General features: G+C 74.5%; 20 protein-coding genes. 4 read left to right on the top strand and 16 right to left on the bottom strand.

The genetic code is table 11. The annotated features are described in order from the left end of the window. Positions 1–196: 196 nt before the first annotated feature. On the top strand, positions 197–1000 hold the full coding sequence (locus LIV55_RS07970) for a DUF6226 family protein (RefSeq protein ID WP_229299858.1): 804 nt from the start codon (positions 197–199) through the stop codon (positions 998–1000). A gap of 91 nt (positions 1001–1091) precedes the next feature. Here LIV55_RS07970 and LIV55_RS07965 read toward each other — a convergent pair whose 3' ends face one another. The 4 genes from LIV55_RS07965 to LIV55_RS17170 form a co-directional block, all read right to left on the bottom strand. Beyond that, positions 1092–2261, bottom strand: a complete 1170-nt coding sequence (locus LIV55_RS07965; RefSeq protein ID WP_123093081.1) for an ABC transporter permease — start codon at positions 2259–2261, stop codon at positions 1092–1094. Next, positions 2258–3208, bottom strand: coding sequence for an ABC transporter ATP-binding protein (locus LIV55_RS07960; protein ID WP_123093079.1), 951 nt, complete (start codon positions 3206–3208; stop codon positions 2258–2260). Before LIV55_RS07960 ends, LIV55_RS07965 begins: the two co-directional genes overlap by 4 nt. Before the next feature lie 90 nt (positions 3209–3298). Continuing rightward, on the bottom strand, positions 3299–3979 hold the full coding sequence (locus tag LIV55_RS07955; RefSeq protein ID WP_123093132.1) for a response regulator: 681 nt from the start codon (positions 3977–3979) through the stop codon (positions 3299–3301). Then, positions 3976–5298 (bottom strand): sensor histidine kinase, encoded by a 1323-nt coding sequence (locus LIV55_RS17170; protein WP_123093077.1) that lies wholly within the window; start codon positions 5296–5298, stop codon positions 3976–3978. Before LIV55_RS17170 ends, LIV55_RS07955 begins: the two co-directional genes overlap by 4 nt. 164 nt (positions 5299–5462) lie before the next feature. Here LIV55_RS17170 and LIV55_RS07945 point away from each other — a divergent pair, with 164 nt between their 5' ends. Next, positions 5463–5849: a hypothetical protein gene (locus tag LIV55_RS07945; protein ID WP_163562429.1), complete on the top strand. Its 387-nt coding sequence runs from the start codon at positions 5463–5465 to the stop codon at positions 5847–5849. Here LIV55_RS07945 and LIV55_RS07940 read toward each other — a convergent pair. The 9 genes from LIV55_RS07940 to serS all read right to left on the bottom strand — a co-directional run bounded on the left by LIV55_RS07940 (position 5835) and on the right by serS (position 17224). Further along, complete coding sequence (locus LIV55_RS07940; protein ID WP_123093075.1) at positions 5835–6932, bottom strand: hypothetical protein; 1098 nt, start codon at positions 6930–6932, stop codon at positions 5835–5837. The two genes, LIV55_RS07945 and LIV55_RS07940, sit on opposite strands and share 15 nt — an antisense overlap. Next, positions 6929–8041, bottom strand: a complete 1113-nt coding sequence (locus tag LIV55_RS07935; RefSeq protein ID WP_123093073.1) for an aminoglycoside phosphotransferase family protein — start codon at positions 8039–8041, stop codon at positions 6929–6931. The genes LIV55_RS07940 and LIV55_RS07935 overlap by 4 nt, the downstream gene beginning before the upstream one ends. Continuing rightward, entirely contained in the window at positions 8038–9879 is a 1842-nt protein-coding gene (locus LIV55_RS07930; RefSeq protein ID WP_123093071.1) for an ABC transporter ATP-binding protein, read from the bottom strand. Before LIV55_RS07930 ends, LIV55_RS07935 begins: the two co-directional genes overlap by 4 nt. Continuing rightward, the gene (locus LIV55_RS07925) at positions 9876–11033 is read right to left on the bottom strand and encodes a glycosyltransferase family 4 protein (protein ID WP_123093069.1); all 1158 of its coding nucleotides are present in this window, start codon (positions 11031–11033) and stop codon (positions 9876–9878) included. The genes LIV55_RS07930 and LIV55_RS07925 overlap by 4 nt, the downstream gene beginning before the upstream one ends. Beyond that, positions 11030–12355, bottom strand: coding sequence for a glycosyltransferase family 4 protein (locus LIV55_RS07920; protein ID WP_229299857.1), 1326 nt, complete (start codon positions 12353–12355; stop codon positions 11030–11032). Before LIV55_RS07920 ends, LIV55_RS07925 begins: the two co-directional genes overlap by 4 nt. Beyond that, on the bottom strand, positions 12345–13547 hold the full coding sequence (locus tag LIV55_RS07915; RefSeq protein ID WP_123093065.1) for a glycosyltransferase family protein: 1203 nt from the start codon (positions 13545–13547) through the stop codon (positions 12345–12347). The genes LIV55_RS07920 and LIV55_RS07915 overlap by 11 nt, the downstream gene beginning before the upstream one ends. Before the next feature lie 199 nt (positions 13548–13746). Next, a complete protein-coding gene (locus tag LIV55_RS07910; protein ID WP_229299856.1) occupies positions 13747–14406 on the bottom strand; it encodes a response regulator transcription factor in 660 nt (219 codons plus the stop codon). A gap of 62 nt (positions 14407–14468) precedes the next feature. Then, a complete protein-coding gene (locus LIV55_RS07905) occupies positions 14469–15905 on the bottom strand; it encodes a sensor histidine kinase (protein ID WP_229299855.1) in 1437 nt (478 codons plus the stop codon). Continuing rightward, the gene (serS, locus tag LIV55_RS07900; protein ID WP_229299854.1) at positions 15905–17224 is read right to left on the bottom strand and encodes a serine--tRNA ligase; all 1320 of its coding nucleotides are present in this window, start codon (positions 17222–17224) and stop codon (positions 15905–15907) included. The genes LIV55_RS07905 and serS overlap by 1 nt, the downstream gene beginning before the upstream one ends. A gap of 34 nt (positions 17225–17258) precedes the next feature. Here serS and LIV55_RS07895 point away from each other — a divergent pair, with 34 nt between their 5' ends. Further along, positions 17259–18395 carry a diacylglycerol/lipid kinase family protein gene (locus LIV55_RS07895; RefSeq protein ID WP_229299853.1) on the top strand — a complete coding sequence of 379 codons (1137 nt, stop codon included), beginning with the start codon at positions 17259–17261 and terminating at the stop codon, positions 18393–18395. A 63-nt stretch (positions 18396–18458) separates the two neighbouring features. On the opposite strand, the gene LIV55_RS07890 is transcribed toward LIV55_RS07895, so the two are convergent. Further along, positions 18459–19862, bottom strand: a complete 1404-nt coding sequence (locus tag LIV55_RS07890; RefSeq protein ID WP_229299852.1) for a GntP family permease — start codon at positions 19860–19862, stop codon at positions 18459–18461. A 147-nt stretch (positions 19863–20009) separates the two neighbouring features. Here LIV55_RS07890 and LIV55_RS07885 point away from each other — a divergent pair, with 147 nt between their 5' ends. Beyond that, entirely contained in the window at positions 20010–20732 is a 723-nt protein-coding gene (locus LIV55_RS07885) for a FadR/GntR family transcriptional regulator (protein WP_372456513.1), read from the top strand. 37 nt (positions 20733–20769) lie between these two features. Here the strand turns inward: LIV55_RS07885 and LIV55_RS17165 are convergent, their stop codons facing one another. Together LIV55_RS17165 and LIV55_RS07875 are read right to left on the bottom strand one after the other, a co-directional pair. Continuing rightward, positions 20770–22191: an HAD-IB family hydrolase gene (locus LIV55_RS17165; RefSeq protein WP_068270261.1), complete on the bottom strand. Its 1422-nt coding sequence runs from the start codon at positions 22189–22191 to the stop codon at positions 20770–20772. A 53-nt stretch (positions 22192–22244) separates the two neighbouring features. Further along, complete coding sequence (locus LIV55_RS07875; protein WP_229299850.1) at positions 22245–23720, bottom strand: cryptochrome/photolyase family protein; 1476 nt, start codon at positions 23718–23720, stop codon at positions 22245–22247. Positions 23721–23750: the final 30 nt, after the last annotated feature.

Raw genomic sequence — 23750 nt, 5'->3', positions numbered from 1 at the left:
GCCGGGCCCCCGGGGGACCGGGCGGGGCCGGGGCGTGGACCTCCCCCCGTCGCCTGCGCCCTGGCTCGCCGAGGTATGGCAATCGGGCTCCGATCCCCACCGGATCGGAGCCCGTTGCCATACCTCGGCGGACGACGGGGGGCTCGCGAGGGGATATCTCGTGGCGTCGTCGCCCGGCGGCTGAGAGGGTCGGCAGATGACCGTGGCCCGCACGTGGTGGCACGCGCACAACGCCGAGCTCGAGGCGCTGACTGCCGAGGACCGGCGGTGGCTCCCCGAGGACGCCGACCTGCCCACCCACGTCCTGGATCTGCTCGACGCCGTGGAGGCCCGCTTCGCCGCGGCGCGCACCGTCGCCGACTGGGCGGACCCGCACGAGGACCCCGCGACCCCGGGCGAGCACGCCGAGCCGCGCGAGGAGGAGTACTCGCGGGTCAGCCACCCAGAGCGTCACGTCGTCGTCGGCGAGCGGGTGCAGGCCTGGGTCGACGAGCTCGTCGCCCGCGGCCTGGCGGGCCGCGAGGAGGTCCCGCCGCCCCGGCCTGCCGGTCCGTCGGAGCCGCCCCGCAGCGGTGACGGCTGGCTGCTCCGCCCCTACCTCGCGCTCGACCGGGTCGTCGTGCTCCGTCCGCACCGCGCGGGCGCGCTGCCCCTCGTCCTGGGGCAGATCGGGTCCGAGGCGGTCGTCGTCGCGGCGAGCTCGCCCGCCGTCGAGCTGGCCCTGCTCCCCGACTGCGGGTGCGACGCGTGCGACAGCGGCTCGGCCGCGCTGCTGCAGGAGGTCGACGAGGCCGTCCTGCCCGTCGTCGACGGGTCGCTGCGGGTCCGGGTCACCGCCGAGCGGGAGCAGGTCGCGAGCGCGGGCTCCGCGCGCACCGCCTCGTGGGCGCGGTCCGACACCCGGGCACGTCGACGTGCGCTCGGGCGCGGGGCGTACGAGCACGCCGGGCCCCCGTGGGACCCGGCGTGGCCGGTGCGTCGTCCTTCCCCCTTCGCCTGAGCCCTGGCTCGCCGAGGTATGGCAGACGGGCCCCGATCCTCACCGGATCGGAGCCCGTTGCCATACCTCGGCGGACGACGGGGTGACCGCCTCAGATCTCGGCGTTCCACGCCTCCTTGTAGCCCAGCTTGCCGCTCGTCTGGAGCAGCGCCCGGCGGTAGATCCGGGTGGCGACCGCGAGGACGAGGGTGGTGAGGGCGAGGAGGAGCAGGAGCGCGACGAGGGCCTGCCACCACTGCGCCTGGCCGGTGACGAGCCGCATCGGCATGAGGACCGCCGAGAAGGGCGGCAGCCAGGACAGCACCGAGGCGATCGTGCCGCTGGCGAAGATGCCGGAGAAGAAGACCGCCATGATGAGCAGGGTGACCGGCGTCGACGTCGACTGCACGTCCTCGACCCGGCTGGCCAGCGCCCCCGCCATCGCGAAGAGCGTCGCGACGAGGACGAAGCCGGCGAGGTAGAAGGCGACGTACCAGAGGATGCCCGAGGACAGCGAGGGCAGCAGCGACCCGAGGTCGGTGAGCGTGAGGCCGACGAGACCCACCCCGACGAAGAGGGCCAGCTGGCCCACGGCGAGGACGAAGTTGCCGAGGATCTTGCCGGCGAGCAGCTGGGTCACCGGCATCGACGTCGCGATGATCTCGACGATGCGCGACTGCTTCTCCTCGACGACGCTCATCGCGAGCGTCATGCCGAACATCATCGCGCTGAAGTAGAAGAGGATCGCCATGACGAAGCCGACGGCCTGCGCCAGACCGGCTCGCTCGGCGTCGCCCTTGAGCAGGGTCTGGGTGACCTCGCTCCCCTTCGTCAGCTCGGCGGTCGTCGTGCCGGCCGCCTCGGCCCGCTCGGCGAGCACCTGCTGGGCGACCCCCTCGGTGACCGCGCTCGACAGCGCGCCGTCTTGCTCGTCGTAGGCGGTGAGGGTCCACGTGCCGTTCTGCTCGTGCAGCCAGCCGTCGGCATCCCCGGACTCCAGCGCCGCGCGGGCCGCGTCGGCGTCCGGCGCGTCCGTCACCGTGATCGTCAGCTTGTCGTCGGCCTCGGCGGGCGTCGCGACCGCCTGGGCCATCGACGTCGCCTCAGGCGTCGCGACGAGGGTGACGTCGCGGTGCCGCTCGGCCTGCCAGGCCTGGAAGCCCATGAGGCCGGCGACGAGGGCGAGGGACATGAGGGTCCCGAGGATGAAGGACTTGTCCCTCAGCTTGACCATGACCTCGCGCTGGGCGACGAGGCGCCACGGAGCGGTGCGGGTGCTCATGCCGTGACCTCTCGGTAGATGTCGGACAGGGCCGGGACGACGCGGGTCAGCTCCCGCACGCCGCCGCGCTCCAGCGCGGCCCGCACGAGGGCGTCGACCCGCGGGTCGCTGCCCGTGGAGGTGGGGTCGACCCCGGCAGCGGCCCCTGTACCGCCACCGGGATCGAGCTCGATGAGGGCCGTCGGCCCGTCCACGTCGACCGTGTGGATACCGGGCAGGTCTCGGACCCAGCCGGCGTCCGACCCGAGCGTGACGCGGTACCGCTCAGGTCCGGCGGTGCGCAGCTCCGCCGAGGTGCCCTGCGCCCGGACCTGCCCCTGGGCGAGGACGACGAGGCGGTCGCACAGGCGCTCGACGAGGTCGAGCTGGTGGCTGGAGAAGAGCACCGGCACCCCGCGCGCGGTGTGCTCGCGCAGCAGGTCGGCCATCGAGTCGACGGCCTGCGGGTCCAGCCCGCTGAAGGGCTCGTCGAGGACGAGCGCGACCGGCTGCGACATCACCGCGGCGATGATCTGCACCCGCTGCTGGTTGCCCAGCGAGAGCTTCTCGACGGTGTCACCGGCGCGGTCGAGGAGCCCGAAGCGGTCGAGCAGCTCGCTCGCCTCCGTCGTCGCAGCCGCCCTGTCGGCCCCGCCGAGGGTGGCGAGGTAGACGAGCTGCTCGAGGATCTTCTGCTTCGGGTAGAGGCCGCGCTCCTCGGGCATGTACCCGAAGCGGCGGCGGTCGGCGGTCGTGATCTCGTGCTCGCCGTAGCGCACCGTGCCCTCGGAGATGCCGAGGACGCCCATGATCATGCGCATCGTCGTGGTCTTGCCGGCGCCGTTGCCGCCGACGAAGCCGGTCATCTGACCGCCCGGCACGGTGAAGCTCACGTCGTCGACGACGGCCCGGTCGCCGAAGCGGCGCGTGAGGCCCTCGACGCTGATGGAGTCAGGGGTGGAAGCCATGACCAGGACACTAGGTCGGCCCCCTGCCACGGCGGATCCACCGCGGGGGTGACCCGGGACGGCCCCGTCCTCCCCCTGAGGAGGGAGGGCTCAGCCGACGACGCCCGCCTGGTGGGCGAGCACGACGGCCTGCACCCGGTCGCGCAGCTGCAGCTTGGCCAGGACGTTGCTCACGTGGGTCTTCACCGTGGCCTCGCCGATGTAGAGCTCGCGCGAGATCTCGGAGTTCGACAGCCCGCGCCCCACCGCGACGAGCACCTCGCGCTCGCGCTCGGTGAGCACGCCGAGGTCGGGGGTGTCGCCCGACGAGGCGGCCTCGGTCGTCTCGCTCGTCACCATCGCGCTGATGACGCGGCGGGTGACCTCCGGCGCGAGGAGGGAGTGGCCGCGGCCGACGGCCCGCACGGCGTCGACGAGCTGCTCGGCCTCGGCGTTCTTCAGCAGGAAGCCGCTCGCCCCCGCCCGCAGCGCGTCGAAGAGGTAGTCGTCGCGGTCGAAGGTCGTGAGGACGACGACCTGCCCGAGGCCCTGCCGCACGATCTCGCGGGTCGCGGCGATGCCGTCCATGCCGGGCATCTGGACGTCCATGAGGACGAGGTCGGGGCGCAGCTCGGCGGCCCGCTCGACCGCCTCGGCACCGTCGCCGGCCTCGCCGACGACCTCGATGTCGGGCTCGACGCCGAGCATCATCGCGAAGCCGGCCCGGATGAGGCGCTGGTCGTCGACGAGGAGGAGCCGCAGCGGTGCCTCGTGCGTCGCCTGCTCGCTCATGCGTCTCCCCCTTCGAGCGGGACCCTGAGCCGCACACGGTAGCCGCCGGTCGCCCGCGGCCCGACCTCGACCGTGCCGCCGAGGAGCCCGGCCCGCTCGCGGATGCCCATGTGACCCAGGCCGGAGCCGGTGCTCCCGGCCCGGGCGCGACCGTCGTCGGTCACCTCGACCTCGGCGAAGGGGGAGCCCGACCGGGTCCGCACCCGCACGACGACCCGGGCGGTCCGGGCGGTCGAGTGCTTCGCGACGTTGGTCAACGCCTCCTGGGCGGTGCGGTACATGCTGTGCCCGACGGCGGCCGGCACGGCGTCGAGGGCCTCCTCGCAGTCGAGCACGACCTCGTGCTCGACGTGGAGCACCGGCCCGTCGCGCTCGGCGACGAGCCGGGCGATGTCGCCCAGGTGCGGCTCCGGGCCGCGGTGCTCCTCCTGGGTGACGACCGGCGTCGCCGTGCGCAGGGTGCGCAGCAGCGATCGCATCTGGGTGACCGCCTCGCGGCTCGAGCTCTCGATGACCCCGAGGGCGTCCGTCGCGGCGACCGGGTCGCGCTGGAGCACGCGCCGCGCGCCGGCTGCCTGGACGCCGATGACGGAGACGTGGTGGGCGACGACGTCGTGCAGCTCGCGGGCGATGCGCAGCCGCTCCTCGACGACGGCGCGCTCGCTCAGCTCCTCGGACTGCGCCGAGATCGTGCTCGCCTGGTCCTCGAGACGGGCCCGCTGCCGGCGGTTGCGCCAGGCGCTCTGGCCGACGAGGACGGCGCCGCCGAAGTAGACGACGTTGATGAGGGTCGTCAGCGCGATGCCGGCGACGATCGCGCGCGACCGGTTGGCCGGGTCGCTCCCGGCGAGCATGTCGTCGACGGCGCTGCCCACGGCGAGGCTCCAGACCAGCCAGGCGAACATCCCGACGAGCACGGCGCCGACGACGAGGACCATCTCGGAGCGCCGGCGGGCGTAGGCGACACCGGAGTAGACGACGGCGAAGTAGACGAGCTGCGTCGACAGCAGGCTCGCCATCGGGCTGGCGAAGGTCGCGATCGCCCAGTAGGCCACCGAGCCGACGACGAGCATCGTGAGCGGCCACCGGCGGCGGCCGAGCAGGAGCAGGCAGGGCCCGGCGGTGACGAGCCACTGCACCCAGACGGGGTGGTCGACGGCCTCGAGCACCCCGACCCCGCGCATGAGCTCGACGGTGAGCAGGCTGAGCACGGCGGTCCCCGCGGTGATGAGCGCGTCCTGGCGGGTCACCTCGCTCCCCGGGCGCTCCCAGGGGTCGTCGATCGCGAAGAACCGGCGCAGGGTGTCGATGAGGACCACCCCGACACCCTAGGAGAGCGCAGGTGCGCCGCGCCTCCGTCGCGAGACGGAGACACGGCGCACGGGAGCCAGCAGACGGGCGAAGGGGGTGGCCTCAGTCGTCGTCCCACTCGTCGTCGTCGCGGTCCTCGGTCTCGACGTCGTCATCGTCGTCGTCGTCGTAGGTGCGCGGGCTCGGGGCGACGGTGCGCGGCGAGGGCGGTGCGGTCGTCGTGCGCGCCGGGGTGCGGGTCGTCGAGGACGTGGGCCTCGTCGGGGTCTTCGACGACGAGCTCTTCGTCGACGAGCTCTTCGAGGAGGAGCTCGTCGAGGAGGAGCTCGTCGAGGAGGACGTCGAGCTGCTCGAGCTGCTCGAGGTGCTGCGGGCCGCGGGCTCCGTGGTCGCGCTGCCGATGCGCACGCCCGGGACGGTCTCGGGGGCGGGGGCGCTCGCCTGGACCCAGAGCAGGACCGATGCGGCGCCCACGAGGAGGAACCCGACGACTGCTGCCATGACCTTCATGACGCCCAGCCTCCCAGCCGAGCATGACGGCGCGCTAAGACCCGCATGAGAGCGCTCTCATGAGAGGCGGTGCCGACGCCACCAGCTCGAGCTCGGTGCGGGCGAGACCCGCCCATCTCGGCCGGAAGAGGTAGATCCCCGCGAGGCGCAGCCGGGTCGCGGCGCGGTAGGCGGCCAGCCGCCGCGGGTCGGCACCGACCCGCTCGGCGGCCCGGCGCACGCCCTCCTCGCCGAGCGCGACGACCGCCGGCGACCACAGGCCCTGCCGGCCGCGCAGGCGCACGTGCTCGAGGAGGTTGGCCAGGTCGAGCTCGGGCTCGGCACGAGCGGCGGTGTCGAGGTCGAGCAGCCCGAGACCCTCGCCGACGAGCAGCTGCTTGTCGTGGAGGTCGCGGTGGCTGGGCACGGCGGGGGCCCCCGCGTCGTCGAGCAGCGCGGCGACCGTGAGGTCGAGCGCTCGCTCGACGCCCAGGCGGACCTGCGCCGGGGGCGACCACGCGTCGAGGGCCTGACGCACGGCCCGCTCGGCGACCTGGACCTCGGCGCTCGCGTCGTGCGCGGGCAGCTCGCTCGCGTCACCGGCGACGACCTCGGGCCAGCCCTCGGCGAAGGCGCCCCACCCCCTGCGCACCGCCTCCTCGTCACCGCGCAATCCGAGGTCGTGCAGGGGCGCGCCGGGCACGGTGCTCAGCCGGATCGTCCCGGGCCGACCCGGCACCACCTCGGCGGCGGGGGCGGCCCAGCCGGCGCGTGCGGCGAGCCGGGCTCCGGTGCGATGGGCCTGCAGCACCGCGTCCAGCGCACCCGGGCGGACGACCTTCGTGTAGGACCCGGCCTCTCGCAGCACCGCTCGACGGCCGCCGCGGTGGACGAGCAGGGTGCCGTCGAGCCCGGCCAGCCCGGCCAGCCCGGGCAGACGCGGGTCGGTCGCGAAGGGGAGGACCCTCACCTCGCCGACCTGCCAGCGTCCGCGCGACCGGGTGAGGTCGAGCTCGCCGGCGCGCAGCCGGTCGGAGCCGTCGCGGCCCTCGACGCGTAGAGAGAGCCGGTCGGCGGACAGGTCCTTCGGCCAGGCCCGACCGACGCGCAGCTCGTCCCCGCCGAGGTCGACCCGCTCGGGCACGACGCTCATCGCAGCAGCTCCTCGGCGAGGTCGAGGGTGCGCCCGACCCCGTCGCGCCACGTCGGCTCCGCCCGGCGCAGGGGCTCCTTCGCCCGGGACAGGAGAGCGGCCGCGCTCGCCGACCGCACCGCGGCGTCGCCGGGCCAGCTCCCGCCGCCCTCCTCGTACCCGGTGCGCAGCCCGGCCGCGCCCGCCCCCTCGGGGTCGCCGGTCCGCAGCGCCTCGACGGCGAGATAGGAGGCGAGGTCCCGCAGCGCCGGCCCGGAGCCGGCCCGGTCGAGGTCGATCATCCGCGCGCCGTGCTCGCCGACGACGAGCTGGTCGCTCGACCAGTCGCCGTGCAGCAGCACCGGTGCGCCGACGGGGACCGCGGGGAGCCGGTCGACGAGACCGGCGGCGCGAGCACCGAGCTCGGCGTCGACCTCGGCCAGACCTCGGGCGGTGGCGCGCAGGGCCCCGTCGTCCCAGCCCGCGCGCTGCGGCAGCCGCTCGTGCGCACCGGCTGGTACGGGGACCTGGTGCAGCCGGGCGAGCAGCCCGCCGGCGATCTCGCCGGCGCGACGCGCGCCGAGGTCTCCGCGGCCGGAGATGGCGTCGAGGCTCTCGCCCGGCACCCACTCCCACCGGGTGACCCGGCTCGAGGCGCGCCCGCGGGGGGCCGCGGCCAGGCTCTCCTCCGCGAGGGCGGGGACGAGCCGGTGCACGTCGGGCTGGGCCTTCGTCGTGACGCGGATCTGCGTCGTGCCGCGCCGCAGGACGAGGCGGCGCAGCGGGTTGTGCCGCACGACGACGGAGGCGTCGACGAGATCGGCCGCACGGTGCAGCACCCGCGCCAGACGGGGGTCGGTCCACAGGTCGCCGTGCACGAGGACGAGGCCGTCGGCCTCGACCACCTCGACCCGACGCCCGACACGCGCCGCGCGTTCCGCGTCGCGCGCCGCGCGGTCCTGGTGAGGGGTGAGCCGCAGCCAGCCGGTCGGGCCGGTCGCGTCCGCGAGCGCCGCGACGGTGTACTGCCCCGGCTTGTGCCGCAGACGGGTGACCCGCACGTCGGCGCCGACCAGCTCGCCGACCCGGTCCGGGTCGAGGGCGACGTGCAGCGTCGCGTGGCGGCTCATGCCCGCACCGGGATCGGCACGGTGTCCTCGGCGCCGTCACGCACGACCCGGTGGTCGCCCGGGACGAGCGCCGTGCCCGGGTCATCAGGTCGGAAGGCATGGCCGCTCGGCATCTCGTCGTGGGGGCCTCCGTCCCAGCGCACCCGGCCGTCCTCGAGCCAGATGATGCGGTCGCACGCCCGCGCGGTCTGCTCGTCGTGCGTGACGACGAGGGTCGTGCGACCCCGGGTCAGCTCGTCGAGCCCGGTCCGCACGGCGGCGGCGTTCTTCGGGTCGAGCCCGCTCGTCGCCTCGTCGAGCACGACGACGGCGCTGTCGCGCAGCATCGCCCGGGCGATGGCGATGCGCTGGCGCTGCCCGCCCGACAGCGTCGAGCCGCGCTCGCCGACGACCGTCTCGTAGGCGTCGGGCTGCTCCATGACGAAGTCGTGGGCGCGAGCCCGACGGGCGGCCTCCCACACCTCCTCGAGCGTGGCGTCCGGCCGCCCCTGACGGATGTTGTCGGCGATGGTGCCGGTGAAGAGCACGGACTCCTGCAGCAGGAGGGTGACCTCACGACGCACGAGCGACAGCTCGAGGTCGCGCAGGTCGTGCCCGTCGAGCCGGACCGAGCCGCCCTGGGGGTCCTGCAGCCGGGCGAGCAGCGCGGTGAGCGTGGACTTGCCGGACCCGCTCGGGCCGACGAGGGCGACCCGCTGGCCGGCGGGGATGTCGAGGTCGACCCGGTCGAGCACCCGCCGGCCGGGGCCGTACCCGGCGACGACGTCGCGCAGCGTGAGCGCACCGCGGACGCGGGAGGGGCGCACGGGCTCCTGCGGCGAGAGGATCTCCGGCACCTCGTCGAGCAGGTCGGCGACCCGCTCGCCCGAGGCGGCCGAGCGCGAGATCCGCCCGGTGTACTTCGCGATGTCGCGCAGCGGCTTCATTGAGGTCTTGAGGTAGGTGAGGAAGAGGACGAGGTCGCCGGGGGTCATCACCTGCTGCACGACCCGCCAGCCGCCGACGAAGATCACGGCGGCCGTCGCGAGCCCGACGACGACGTCGGTCGAGCGCTCGAGACCGGCGGCGAGGCGACGGGCCCTCACCCCGTCGCGCAGCGCCCGGTCGTTGCTCCCGCCGAAGGAGCGCGAGAGCGCGCCCTCGAGCGTGTACGCCTGGACGACGGGGATCGCGCCGATGGCCTCCTGCGCGACCCCGGCCAGCTCGCCCTCGCTGCGGCGCGTCTTGCGCGAGGCGACGGTGATCTGGCTCGTGCTGCCGCGCGAGAGGAGCACGAAGACGAGCGACGCGGCGACGACGACGAGCGCGAGGAGCGGGTCGAGCCAGATCATCACGCCGGTCATGACGACGAGGGTGAAGACGTTGACGAGCAGCGGCAGACCCGCGGTGACCGCGACCTCCTGGAGCTTGCCGACGTCGCCGACGAGCCGCTGCACGATGTCGGCCGACCCGTTGCGCGAGTGGTACCCCTTCGACAGCGCGGTGACGTGGTCGAAGGTGCGCTGGCGCAGCTGGGTGGCGACGCGGCTGCCGACGAGCGCGAAGGCGATCGTCGCGAGGTAGTTGCACACCGCGCGCAGCCCGACGAGGGCGATCGTCGCGAGCGCGGCGGCGCCGAGCAGCGCGGGTCCGGCCTCCGGTCCGCTCGTCGCGAGGTCGGCGCCGAGCGAGCGGGTCACGGCGTCGACGACGACCTTGACCGGCCACGGCTCGAGGACCCGGAAGAGCACCTCGAGGACGAGGGCGAGGGCGCCGGCCCCGATGAGCAGGCGCTGCTCGGGCAGGTGGGGCCGCAGGACGCCCAGGGTCCGGCGCAGCGCGCCCTGGTCGCGGCTCATGCCGTCGCCTCCTCGCGCGCGCCCGCCCAGGGCAGGGCCAGCCCGGCCGTCGCGCGGTCGAGCACGTGGAGCCAGGTGTGCTGGCGCACGACCCGGCGGCGGCCGGCGCGTCCCATCCGCTCGGCCCGGTCGGGGACGGACACGAGCGCGTCGACGGCGGCGGCGAGCGCCTCGGGGTCCGACGGCGGCACGAGCAGCCCGGTGACGCCGTCGTGGACGAGGTCGCCGAGCTGGCCGACGTCGCTCGCGACGACGGGCAGGGCGGCGGCGCTGTACTCGAGCACCTTGAGCGGCGAGAAGTACTGGTCCTCCCCCGCCGGGTAGGGCGCGACCGCGACCGCGGCTCCCTCGAGGTGCGTGGGCACCTCCTGCGGGGTCACCGCACCGCGGAAGTCGACGCTCAGGCCGAGCCGGTCGGCGCGCTCGCGCAGGGCGCTCGCCTGAGGGCCGTCGCCGACGACGCGCACCTGCCACGGTCGACGGGCCAGGGCAGCCGCGTCGAGCAGGTGCTCGACGCCGTGCCACGGCTTGAGCGTGCCGACGAAGACGACGACCGGCGCGCCCACGCGGTCGGGCGCGACGGCGTGGATGCGACCGGGGTCGACGCCGTTGGGGGTGATGACGACCCGCGCCGAGGGCACGTGCGTGCGCACCCAGTCAGACACGGGGCCGGAGACGGCGAGCACCCGGTCGGCGGCCGCCGCCTGGGTCCGGAGCGCGGCCAGGGCGCCCGCGGCGTCGTCGAGCTCGCGGTGCTGCGCCTGCTCCTCGACGAGCGGGGAGTTGACCTCGAGCAGGCCGACGGCGCCGGTGCGAGCCGTCACCTGAGCGAGCGCGGTGGAGAAGAGGGAGTAGCGCTCGTGCACGACGTCCGCGCCGTCGGCGAGCACGGCCCGGGCCAGCGCGTCCGCGGCGACCCGCTGCGCGCGCTCGCGCCCGGCCGTCCCGCCGTCGGCCGGTCGGCCGACCGGCACGTGGGTCACCGGGACGTCGAGGAGGTCGTCGGGCACGTGGTCTCCGGTGCGGACGACGTAGAGGTGGACCTGCGCCCCCTTCGCCCGCCAGGCCCGGACCATCTCCTGGATGTGCACCGAGGCCCCCTTCGTGCCGAAGGCGGGGACGCCGGGGTCGGCGCAGACGTAGGCGACTCTCATACGACGGCTCCTGTCGATCGGGCCAGGAGGGCGGCCTGGCGGGTGGTGTCGTGGTCGCGCTCGACGAGGTCGCGGGCGCGGCGGGCGACGTCGGCGCGAGGGAAGGCGTCGGCCGCGACGGCGCGCAGCGCGTCGGCGAGGGCACCCGGGTCCCCCGGCTCGAGGAGCACCCCGGTGACGGGGTCGGCGACGGTGCCGCGGACGACCTCGGGGATCCCGGTGACGGCGGTCGAGATGACGGGCGTGCCCACCGCCATCGCCTCGAGGATGACAGTCGGAAGCCCGTCGGCGTTGCCGTCGGCGCCGACGACGCACGGCGCGACGAAGACGTCGGCCTGCCGCAGCAGCGCGAGCACCTCGTCCTGCGGCCGCGCGCCCAGCCAGGTGACGACGTCGTCGAGACCGAGCGCGTGAGTGCGGGCGAGGAGGTCGGGGCCGAGCTCGCCGGACCCGGCGACCTCCGCGCGGACCTCGAGCCCGGCGGCACGGGCGGTCGCGAGCGCGTCCAGGAGGACGTCGAAGCCCTTCTTCTCGACGAGCCGGCCGACGGCGAGGACGCGAAGGGGGTCCGCGACCGGCCCCGGCTCGCGGTAGCCGAAGCCGGTGAGGTCGAGACCGTTCGCGACCCGGGCGACGCGGGCCCGCGGCGCGACCCGGCCGAGGTGCTGCTCGTTGTACGCGCTGATCGCGACGACCGTGCTCGCGCCGTGCAGCAGGTCGGCGAGAAGGTCGAGGTCGACCTCGTCGTGGAAGATGTCCTTGGCGTGGGTGGTGACGCTCCACGGGACCTGGGCGAGGTGCGCGGCCACCGCGGCGACGCGGGCCTGCGCCGACGCGAAGTGCGCGTGCAGCCGGGTGATCCCCCGGGTGCGCACGGCGATCGCGAGCTCGACGCCCTGGGCGACCTCGTCCGCGGCCAGCCGCGTCGTGAGGGGAAGCAGCTCGGCCAGGCGCGGCCCGAGGTCGGGCAGCACGGCATGGGCGCGGGCGATGCTCGCCCACAGCTCGGAGGCCTTGAGGGCACGGGGCAGGTAGGTGACGGGGGCGTGCACGCGGGCGAGCGCCGGGTGGAAGTGGGTGTCGGTCGTCGGGCGCAGCGCGAAGATCTCGAGGTCCTCGCCCTGGGCCTCACGGGCGAGGACCTCGGTGACGACGAAGGTCTCCGAGAATCGCGGGTAGACCTTGACGACGTAGCCGACGCGCTCGGTGGCGGTCGCGGGGGCGCCGCACGACGCGGTGGTCGGGGACGGCGTCGTCGACGGCGGGGCGGACGGCGACGGCGGGGCGCTGGTGCGCGCGGGGGCGAGGGTCTCAGACCGCATGGCGGATCTCCTGGGGGGTCGTGGCGAGCAGGTCGGCCGCGTGGCCGGCGACGGCGGCCAGCCCGTCGCGGCGCAGGTGGCTGCGGTCGACGCTGCGGTGGAGGTTGTCGGCGAACCAGCGGCCGAGCCGCTCGGGGGTGAGCTCGGCGGCGCGGATGACGTCGAGGGCGCCGGTGGCCTCGAGCGAGCGGGCCCGGATGAGCTGCTCCTGGCGCGGCTCCTCCCGGGGCACGACGACGGCGGGTCGGTCGGTGCTCATCACCTCGCACACGGTGTTGTAGCCGCCCATGCAGGCGACGGCCTCGGCGGAGCGGATGGCCAGCAGGCCCTCGGGCACCTCGTCGAGCACCTCGGTGCGCGGCCCGGCGAGCGCCTGCAGCTCCTCGCGCCGGCTCGGGGTCGCCTGGGGGCCCACGACGACGACGTGGCCGAGGCCCTCGGGGACCGGCGCCTGGACCGCGGCCCGGCACAGGTCCTCGCCGTCGTGCCCGCCGCCGACGGTCGTCAGCAGGTACGGGCGCTGCAGCTCGCGCAAGAAGCTGCGGGTCGCGCGGTCGGCGGAGAGGTAGCCGGTGTGGACGACGAGGTCGTGCAGCTCGGCGGGCACGGCGCCCGTGGCGCGCAGGTCGGTGACCCGCTCGTCGCCGTAGACCCAGATCGCGTCGAAGAGCTCGCGCACCCGCTCGGAGCCGACGCGACGCCACTCGCGCACGGCGACCTCGGGCTCGTCGAGCACCTCGCGCAGCCCGAGGACGACGCGGGTGCCGGGCTGCTCGCGGCGCAGCCGGCGCAGGGGCTCGAGCAGCTCGTCGTCGACGCCGAAGGCGTGCCGGTCGACGACGACGAGGTCGGGGGCGAGGGCCCCGAGCGCGCCGGAGAGGATCGCGCGACGCACGTCGATGAGGTCGGTCATCGGCACGCTCATCTCGCGCGGCGCGTAGCCGTGGGCGTCCTTGGCGATGCCCGGCAGGCGCACGACGTCGAAGTCGGCCGGCAGGTGGCCGACGACCCGCTCGACGCCGGTGAGGAGCAGCCCGGTGACCTCACGCCCGGTGAGGGCCGGCAGGTGGGTCCGCAGGGCGTGGGCTATGGCGAGGTTGCGGCGCTGGTGGCCCAGCCCCACCGAGTCGTGGGAGTACAGCGCGACGCGCAGGGGCGCTGAGGTCGGTGCGGGCGAGGTGGCGATGCGCATGCGGACATGCAACTGCGTCGCGATGAGCCGCCCGTGAGCCGATGGTGAGAGCCCTCTCATCCGCGCGGCGCCCCCTTCGCCTTCCCCCGTCGCCCCCCCTTCGCGAGGTATGGAGATCTGCAGGCCAGAGGGGGGTCTGGCCGACCGATTGCCATACCTCGGCGAAGGGGGGCGAGGGCGAAGGGGGGAGCCGGGCGGCTCAGGCGAGGCGGTAGCCCAGCCCGCGGACGGTGACGATGCGCTCGGCGCCTATCTTGTGCCGCAGGTAGCCGATGTAGACGTCGACGACGTTGCTGCTCGTCTCGGCGCCGTCCCAGACGCGCTCGATGAGCTGCTCGCGCGAGAGCACCTGGCCCGGGTGCTCGAGGAAGGTGCGCAGCAACGAGAACTCGCGCGCCGACAGGGTCACCGGGGCACCGTCGAGGCGCACCTCACGGGCGACGACGTCGAGCGAGACCTCGTCCCGCTCGAGCACCGTGACCTCGGGGGTGCCGGGGGCGCGGTCACGCAGCCGCAGCCGGATCCGGGCGAGCAGCTCGGCGAAGGTGTACGGCTTGGCGAGGTAGTCGTCGGCGCCGCCCTCGAGACCGGCGACCTTGTCGTCGGCGGAGTCACGTGCGGTGCACATGATGACCGGCACCTCGACGTCCATGCCGCGGATGAGCTTGAGCACCGTGAAGCCGTCCATGCGCGGCAGCCCGACGTCGAGGACGACGAGGTCGACGCCGCCGCCGGTCGCGTGCTCGAGCGCGGTCATGCCGTCCGCGGCGACGACGGTCTCGAAGCCTGCCTTGCGCAGGCCCTTGTCGATGAAGCGGGAGAGGTGCTCCTCGTCCTCGACGATGAGGATGCGCGCCATGGGTGTGCCCTCCTGCGGGCCGGGGACGGTCCGGGTCGGGCGGGTGCCCGGGTGCGGCCAGGCTACCGAGCCCGCGGTGACGGCTCGGGCTCGGGCGCCGGGACGACGAGGGAGAAGGTGCTCCCCTCCCCCGGTCGCGAGTCGAGCTCGATCTCGCCGCCGTGGGCGTGGGCGATGGCCCGCACGATGGGCAGCCCGAGGCCGCTGCCCTCGACGGCGCGCTGGCCCTCGGCGCGGCCGAAGCGCTCGAAGACCGCCTCCTGCTCCTCTGGGGCGATGCCGACCCCGTCGTCGGCGACGGAGAGCACGAGCGCGCGGTCCTCGCCCGCCCCGCGCCAGGCGGTGCGCAGCCGGATCTGCGAGCCGGGCTCGGAGAACTTCACGGCGTTGGCGCACAGCTGCTGCACGGCCTGGACGACCCGGTCGCGGTCGACGTGGACGACGCCCTCGACGCACCCGTCGTCGACCCACTCGTGGTCGCCGAGCGCGGGGACGAGCGCGAGGAGGTCGGCGTGGAGGTCGCGAGCGTCGATGGGGGCCGGGCGCACGAAGTCGGGCCGGTCGAGCCGGGCGAGGAGGAGCAGGTCGTCGACGATGCGGCGCATGCGGTCGATCTCGACGAGCTCGATGTGGCGGGTCGCCTCGACGTCCTCGACGTCCTCGGCGTCGAGCACCTCGAGGTTGCCCCGCATGATCGTCAGCGGGGTGCGCAGCTCGTGCGCGGTGTCGTCGAGGAAGCGGCGCTGGGCGACGAAGGAGGACTCGAGCCGCTCGAGCATCGTGTTGAGCGAGGTCGCGAGCGAGGCCACCTCGGTGCGCTGCGCGGGCACGACGACCCGGCGCGAGAGCTCACGGTCGTCGATCTGCTCGGCCGCCTCGACGAGGTCGCCGAGCGGGGAGAGCAGGCGACGCACGGCGACGAGGAGGACGGCCCCGGCGAGCAGCAGGGTGAGCAGGGCGCCGACCCCGTAGGCGCTGAGGAGGGAGTCGACCCGGTCGAGGCGGGCACCGCGGTCGATGCCGACGACGAGCGTGCCCTGGCCGTCGTCGCCCTGCACCGGGGTGATCGCGATGCGCAGGTCCTGGGTCGGCGTCTCGACGGTGGTCAGCACGGTCTCGTCCGGCCGGCGCTGGGTGAGCACCGCGTCGATGACGGCCGGCTCGGTGAGGTCGATGCGGCGCTCGCCGCCGGAGACGAGGGCCGGCACGCGCGAGTCGCCGACGAAGGCGATCATCGACTCGTCGCTGCCGGGCACGCTGAAGCGCAGGAAGTCCTCGAGGAGGACCCCGACGTCGCGGTAGGGCCGGTCGGCCGCGGACTGGTCGGAGAGCTGGCGCAGCTCCTCGACCTCCTGGAGCAGCTCGCCGTCGGCCTGCTCGAGGACCTCGGCGCGCTGGACGACGTAGGCGATGACACCGGCGAGGACGAGCGCGAGCGCCAGCGTGGCCGTCACCAGGGCGACGAGCCGCCCGGCGATGCCGTGCTGGCGCCCGACCATCAGCGAAGGGGGGTGAGGACGTCCTTGCCGAGGAAGGGACGCAGCGCCTCCGGCACGCGCACCGACCCGTCCGGCTGCTGGTGGTTCTCGAGGATCGCGACGAGCCAACGGGTCGTGGCGAGCGTGCCGTTGAGCGTGGCCGCGACCTGGGTGCGCCCGTCGCCGTCCTTGAAGCGGGTGCCCAGACGGCGTGCCTGGTAGGTCGTGCAGTTCGACGTCGAGGTGAGCTCGCGGTAGCGGCCCTGGGTCGGCACCCACGCCTCGCAGTCGAGCTTGCGGGCGGCCGGCCCGCCGAGGTCCCCGGCTGCGGTGTCGATGACGCGGTAGGGCAGCTCGACCTTCGCGAGCATCTCGCGCTCCCAGGCGAGGAGGCGCTCGTGCTCGGCGGCGGCGTCGGCCGGGTCGCAGTAGACGAACATCTCGAGCTTGTTGAACTGGTGGACGCGGATGATGCCGCGGGTGTCCTTGCCGTAGCTGCCGGCCTCGCGGCGGAAGCAGGTCGACCACCCGGCGTAGCGGCGCGGGCCGTCGGCGAGGTCGATGATCTCGCCCGAGTGGTAGCCCGCGAGGGCCACCTCGGAGGTCCCGGTGAGGAAGAGGTCGTCCGCCGGCAGGTGGTACACCTCCTCCTCGTGGCTGTCGATGAAGCCCGCCCCGGCCATGACGTCGCGCGACACGAGCGCCGGCGTGATCATCAGGGTGAAGCCGGCCGCCGTCGCCTGGGCGACCGCCATGTTGAGCAGCGCGAGCTCGAGCTGCGCGCCGATGCCGGTGAGGAAGTAGAAGCGCGAGCCGCTGACCTTCGCCCCGCGCTCCATGTCCAGGGCGCCCAGGCCCTCGGCGAGCTCGAGGTGGTCGCGCGGCTCGAAGCCCTCGGCCGCGAAGTCCCGCGCGGTGCCGACCTCGTCGAGCACGACGTAGTCGTCCTCGCCGCCGGTCGGGACGCCGGGCTCGATGACGTTGCCCACGGTGCGCAGCAGCCGGTCGAGCTCGGCCTGGGCCTCGCCCTGGGCCGCGTCGAGCCGCTTGACCTCCGCGGCGAGCGCCGCCCCCTTCGCCTTGAGCTCGTCGGCCTCGGCCTGCAGGGCGCTCGTGTCCTCGCCGGACGTCTTGGCGGCCTTGATCTTGCCCATGATCGGGCCGAGGCCCTTGCCCGAGGCCTTCTGCTCGGCGCGGACCGACTCGAAGCCGGCGATGGCGGAGCGGCGGCGCTCGTCGGCGGCGAGGATCGCGTCGACGACGGAGTCGTCCTCGCCCCGGGCGCGCTGGCTCGCGCGGACGAGGTCGGGCTGGTCACGCAGCTGCTTGATGTCGATCACCGGGTCAGCCTAACGACGGGGTAGCGTCCGGCTCGTGCCTGGATCCTGGACCTTGCTCGCGCTCGCCGTCGCGCTCTGCCTCCTGCTGTGCGCGCTCGTCGTGTGGATGGTCCTCACCGACCCCGGCCCGCGGGGACGTGGCCGGCACCGCGCCCGTCGTCCCCCGCGCAGCGCCTTCCGCCCCGAGGCCGACCCCGAGGCCGAGCCCCCGCGTCGTCCGCGGGCCGCCGTCGTCGTCAACCCGACGAAGGTCGACGACCTCGCGGCGACCCGCGCGAGCCTGGCCCAGGCCAGCGCCCGGCTGGGCTGGGACGACCCCGTCGTCCTCGAGACGACCGCCGAGGACCCGGGGACCGGCCAGGCCCGCCTCGCCCTCGAGCAGGGCGTCGACCTCGTCTGCCCCCTCGGCGGCGACGGCACGACCCGCGCGGTCGCGGCGGCGCTCGCCGGCACCCGCACCCCGATGGGCCTGCTCCCCCGCGGCACGGGCAACCTCCTCGCCCGCAACCTCGACATCCCCGCCGGCGACCTCGAGGCAGCCTTCGAGGTCGCGTGCACCGGTCGCAACAGGGCGATCGACGTCGCCTGGCTCGACCTCGACCCCGTGGCCGAGGTCGTCGCCGACGACGAGGGCCAGGCGGAGGGGCCGGTGCGCGGCGAGCCCGTGCGCCGCCACCCCTTCCTCGTCATGGCCGGCATGGGCTTCGACGCCGAGATCATGGGCAGCACGAGCGAGGGCCTGAAGAAGAGCGTCGGCTGGCCCGCGTACTTCGCGACCGGGCTGGGCAAGATCTTCGTGCGCCGCTTCAAGATCCGGTGGAGCGTCGACGGCCAGGAGCAGACCCCCGTCGCCGCGCGCACCATCGTCTTCGGCAACTGCGGCACGCTCACCGGCGGCATCCAGCTCATGCCCTCGGCGCAGATCGACGACGGCCGGCTCGACTGCGTCGTCGTCAGCCCCCGGACGATCGTCGGCTGGGCCTCGCTGGCCGGGAGCGTCCTCTCGCGCTCCGAGCGCGACATGCCCCACCTCGCCCGCACGTCGGGCGAGCGCTTCGAGGTCGAGGTCGACGAGCCGCACCCGGTGCAGGTCGACGGCGACGTCCTCGGCGAGGCGCGCCACGTCGTCGCCACGGTCGACCGGCAGGCGCTCATCGTCCGCTCGCGCTGAGACACGACGACGAAGGGGTGGCCCCACCGACCGGTGGGACCACCCCTTCGCCCGTCGTGCGGGCTAGAAGATCAGGCTGAGGGTGAGGGCGAAGGCGAAGCCGACGACGCCGATGAGGGTCTCCATGACCGTCCACGTCTTGAAGGTCGTCTTCTCGTCCATGCCGAAGAAGCGGCTGACGAGCCAGAAGCCCGAGTCGTTGACGTGCGAGAGGACGGTCGCGCCGCAGGCGATGGCGATGACGATCAGCGCGAGGTCGATGCTGCTCAGACCGCTCGCCGCCTCGACGGTCGGCGCCATGAGGCCGCCGGCGACCGTGAGGGCGACGGTCGCGCTGCCCTGGGCGACGCGCAGGGCAGCTGCGACGACGAAGGCCGCGACGATGACGGGCAGGCCGAGCGAGGACAGGCTGCTCTCGAGGGCCGTGCCGATGCCCGAGGCGCGGAGCACGCCGCCGAACATGCCGCCCGCGCCGGTGACGAGGATGACGACGCACACGGGGCCGAGGGCGTCGCCGAGAAGGGTCTCGACCTCGTCGCGGCTGCGGGTGCGCCAGCCGAGGACGACCATCGCGACGAGGGTGGTGATGAGCAGGGCGACGGGGGTCTGCCCGAGCAGGACGAGCCCGTCGGCCCAGGCCTGGCCCTCGGCGATCGCGCCGGTGGACACGAGGGTGGAGATGCCGGTGTTGAGGAAGATCAGGGTGAAGGGCAGCAGGAGGATGAGCAGCACGGTGCCGAAGGACGGCAGCGGGCCGCGGACCCCGCCCTCGGCCTCGAGGTCGTCCTGGACGGTCATCGCGGCGGGGACGGGCAGCTCGAAGCGGCGCCCGGCCCACAGGCCCCACAGGTAGCAGGCGATGAACCACGTCGGGATGCCGATGAGCAGGCCGAAGACGATGACGAGGCCGACGTCGGCACCGACGAGACCGGCCGCGGCGACCGGTCCGGGGTGCGGCGGGACGAAGGCGTGGGTCACGGCGAAGGCGCCGGCGGCGGGCAGGGCGTAGGTGAGCACCGAGCCGCCGAAGCGCCGGGCGACGCTGAAGATGATCGGCAGCATGACGACGAGACCGGCGTCGAAGAAGATCGGCAGGCCGAAGAGGAAGGACGCGACGCCGAGGGCGAGCGGGGCCCGCTTCTCGCCGAAGCGCCCGATGAGGGTGTCGGCGAGCACCTGGGCGCCGCCGGTGACCTCGAGCAGACGACCGATCATCACACCGAGCCCGACGAGCAGGGCGACGTTGGCCAGGGTGCCGCCGAAGCCGTCGAGGAGGGTCGACGGCACGTCGGCGAGGGGGATGCGGGTCGCGACGGCCGTCAGCAGGCTGACGAGGACGAGCGCGACGAAGGCGTGGATGCGCAGCTTGATGATGAGCAGGAGCAGCAGCGCCACCGCGGCGAGCGCGATGAGCAGCATGACCGGCGCGCCGTACGCGGCGACCGGTGGGGCGTCCTCGAAGACCATGACGTGACCTCTCGTCGGGGTGCGCGCGTGCACCCGGGACCACGCAGCGCCCACCACGTGCAGGCCGCGAACCACGTCGTCCGACGTCACGGATCTTGGCGCAAAAGTATGACTATTGCCAGCCGACGCGTCGGCGGGAGGCCTAGGATGCGCCGGGTGAGCACCCCCGCGCCGCGCCGCGACCTGCACGTCGCGCTCCTGCGCGACCTCGGCGCCGACCTGCTCGGCGGCGTCCTCGGCGTGGGCACCGCGCTGTCGACCGAGCAGCTCGAGGCGCGCTACGGCGTGAGCCGCACGGTGGTCCGCGAGGCGGTCAAGGTCCTCGAGTCGGTCGGCGTGCTCACCGCACGTCGCCGGGTCGGGCTCGTCGTGCGCCCGCCCCAGGAGTGGGACGCCCTGTCACCCCTCGTCGTCGGCTGGCGCCTCGCCGGGGCCGACCGGCACCGCCAGCTCGCGGAGATCAGCGAGCTGCGACGCGGGGTCGAGCCGGTCGCGGCCGCACTCGCGGCCCGGCGCGACGAGGCCGAGCACGTCGCCCGCATGCGGGCGGCCGTGGAGGGGATGGCGGCGACCGGTCCGGCCGGGGACCTGGGGGCCTACCTCGCCCACGACGTCGACTTCCACACCGCGCTGCTCCAGGCGAGCGGCAACCGTGCGCTCGCCTCGATGGCCGGTCTCGTCGAGCAGGCCCTCGCCGGTCGCACGGAGCACGACCTCATGCCCGCCGTCCCCGAGCCGCAGGCCATCCGGTGGCACCGCGAGATCGCCGAGGCGATCGCGTCCGGTGACGCGGTGCGGGCCGAGGCGACGATGCGTCTCGTCGTCGACGAGGCCGCCGATGCCATGGCGCAGCAGGACCCGGCCGGCTGAGAGGTCGGTCTGCGTCTAGCCGGCTCGGCATCGACGGCTAGCCGTCGACCGCGAAGGCCCGGTCCTCGTCCGGCACGACGCCGTCGGGGTAGGTGCGGGCGAGCTCGGCGAGGGTCGGTCGGCGCGGCTCGCGCAGCTCGTCGGGGAGCAGGTCGGCGATGGCGGCCATGATGCGGTCGGTGTCGCGGGCCTCGCTGCGGTGCTTGAGCTCCACCGGTGGGCCGAAGCGGACCCGCACCGTCGGCGGGCGGCGCAGCGCGAGCACGTCGGGCAGCCGGGCCGAGCGCGGCCACACCTGCTCGGTACCGCTGAGGGCGAAGGGGACGACCGGTGCGCGGGTGAGCGCGGCGAGCCGGGCTGCGCCGGGCTTGCCGCGCAGGACGGGGTCGAAGAAGTCGGGGCCGCGCGGGATCGTCCCCTCGGGCAGGATCGCGACGAGCTCGCCGCCGGCGATGGCCCGAGCGGCGGGCACGAGCGGGTCGTCGCGCTCGTCGTCGTCACCCTGGCGGTCGACCCGGATGCCGCCGAGCGCGGTCATCACCTGGCCGAGCACGGGCACGTCGAAGATCTCCTTCTTGCCCAGGAAGCGACCCGTGCGCCCGGCCTGACGCATCGCGACGAGCATCGTCGTGAAGTCGAAGTAGCTGCGGTGGTTGCCCACGAGGATGGTCCCGCCCGTCTGGGGCAGGTGCTCGACCCCCTCGACCTCGAAGCGGGCGTAGGGGATGAGCTCGGGGCGCGCGACCGCCATGGCGACCTGCTGCACCTCGAGCCCGACGACCGGGACCTTGACGACACCGGGCGAGGTGTCGAAGTGCAGCACCGGCCAGCGGCGGGCGATCGCGACGCCGAGGAGCCGGGGGTCGGGGTTGACCGCGCCGGGCTCGCCGACGGCGTGCAGGAGCGGCAGGTCGTAGACCGAGTCGGAGTAGGCGTAGGAGTCGGCGAGGTCGACGTCGTGCTCGTCGGCCCAGGCGCGGACCGCGGCGAGCTTGCCCCGCGACCACACGAAGGGGCCGTCGAGCGCCCCGGTGAAGCGCCCGTCCCGCACCTCGAAGCGGGTGCCGATGACGTCGTCGAGCCCGAGCCGGCGGGCGAAGGGGCGGATGAGGTGCTCGGGCGTCGTCGTCGCCAGGACGACGGGCCGGCCCGCCCGGCGGTGCTCGTCGAGGAGCAGCCGGGCGAAGGGCTCGACCCGCTCGGCGAGCCGGTCGGCGGCGACCTCCGCGGCCTCGTCGAAGGCGTCGGCGGCCCGGCCGCGCACGAGCAGCCCGCCCTGGCGGGCGAGCGCGATCGAGCCGAGGGTCTCGCCGAAGAGGTCGAAGTAGCCGAAGATCGCCCGCTCGAGCGGCAGCGCCGCCGACGTCACGCCCGTCTCGCGCATCGCCTCGGACAGGGCCGGCCCGGAGGCACGGCGCAGCAGGGTGCGGTCGAGGTCGAAGAAGGCTGCTCCGGGCACCTGCCCGACCCTAGGGCGCCGGGGCCCGCCGGAGGGCGCGGCGGTGGGGCCGGTCACCCCAGCAGCGCGCGGCCCCGCTCGAGCAGGTCGTCCTGCTTGGCCTGGGCGAAGCCGTCCCACAGGGCCGGGATGCGCCGGGAGCGGAAGTTCTCCTCAAAGACCTCGCGGTGGTCGACGACGAAGGTCCAGTACAGCGCGTCCCAGTCGTCGCGCCACTCCCCCGGCGGCAGGTCCGACATCTTCTTGAGGTAGTTGCTGCCGGAGACGTAGGGCTTGGTCGTCATCGCCTCGCCGGCGGCGAACTGGCTCATCGCGTAGACGTTGGGCACCATCACCCAGTCGTAGGCGTCGACGAAGAGCTCCATGAACCACTCGTAGGCCGCGTCGGGGCGCACCCGCAGCAGGCACATCGCGTTGCCGAGCACCATGAGGCGCTCGATGTGGTGGCAGTAGCCGGTGTCGAGCACCCGCTGCACGACGAGGTCGACGGGCAGCAGCCCGGTGCTCGCGTCCCACCAGCCCGGGGCGAGGTCCTCGTCGTGGTGCAGCCGGTTGCTCGTGCGCATCCGCCGCCCGTAGAGGTGGTAGGTCGCCCGCATGTACTCGCGCCACCCGATGACCTGGCGCACGAAGCCCTCGAGCGAGGCGATCGGCACGTCGTGCTCGTCGGCGTGCGCGAGCACCGCGTCGAGGACCTCGCGCGGGGTGATGAGGCCGATGTTGAGCATCGGCGTGATGAGGGCGTGGTGGACGAAGGGGTGGTCCGCCGAGATCGCGTCCTCGTAGGGACCGAAGTCGGCCAGGCGCTCGTCGAGGAAGACCGCGAGGTGGTCACGCGCCTCGGCGGCATCCGTCGGCCAGGCGAAGGTCGCCGGGTCGCCCGGGGCGTCGGGGAACTCCTGCGCCACCCACTCGACCGCCGCCCGCACGTCCGCGCCGTGCTCGGTGGCGAGGTCGACGCGGGGCGGGTCGTACCCCTTCGGCAGCTTCTTGCGGTTCTCGGTGTCGAAGGACCACCGCCCGCCGACGGGCTGGTCGCCGTCGACGAGGACGCCGAGGCGGCGGCGCTGCCAGGTGTAGAAGTGCTGCATCCGGGCCGGGTGCTCGGCGAACCAGCCGCGCAGCTCCTCGCGGGTCGTGAGGAAGCCGGGGGTCTCGAGCACGTCCTGGGTGCGCAGGTCGTAGCCGCCGTCGTGCAGCGCCGTGGTGATGTCGCGCGAGAGCCAGTCGTCGTGGACGTCGAAGACCTCGACCCGGTCGGGGCCGATCTCGCGGACGAGTGCCGAGAGCCGCGGAGCGGTGGGCTCGTCGGCGCGGCTCTCGACGACGTCGACCTCCAGGCCCGCCCCGCGCAGCCGTCGGGCGAAGCGGCGCATGCTCGCCCGGTGCAGCACGAGCTTGTGGGCGTGGAAGGCGTACTGCCGGAAGAGCAGGTCGTCCTCGACGAGGACGACGCGCGTGCCCTCCGGCACCTCGAGGTGCGCGTCGAAGAGCTGGTGGGGGTAGACCAGGCGCACCGTGACTGCCACGGCGCCACCCTAGGCGCCGCGGCAGTCAGC

The sequence above is a fragment of the Janibacter melonis genome (assembly GCF_020567375.1).
GTDB lineage: Bacteria > Actinomycetota > Actinomycetes > Actinomycetales > Dermatophilaceae > Marihabitans > Marihabitans melonis.
The sequence above is the reverse complement of the archived record's forward strand: the minus strand, read 5'-3'. Positions and strand labels throughout refer to the sequence as shown.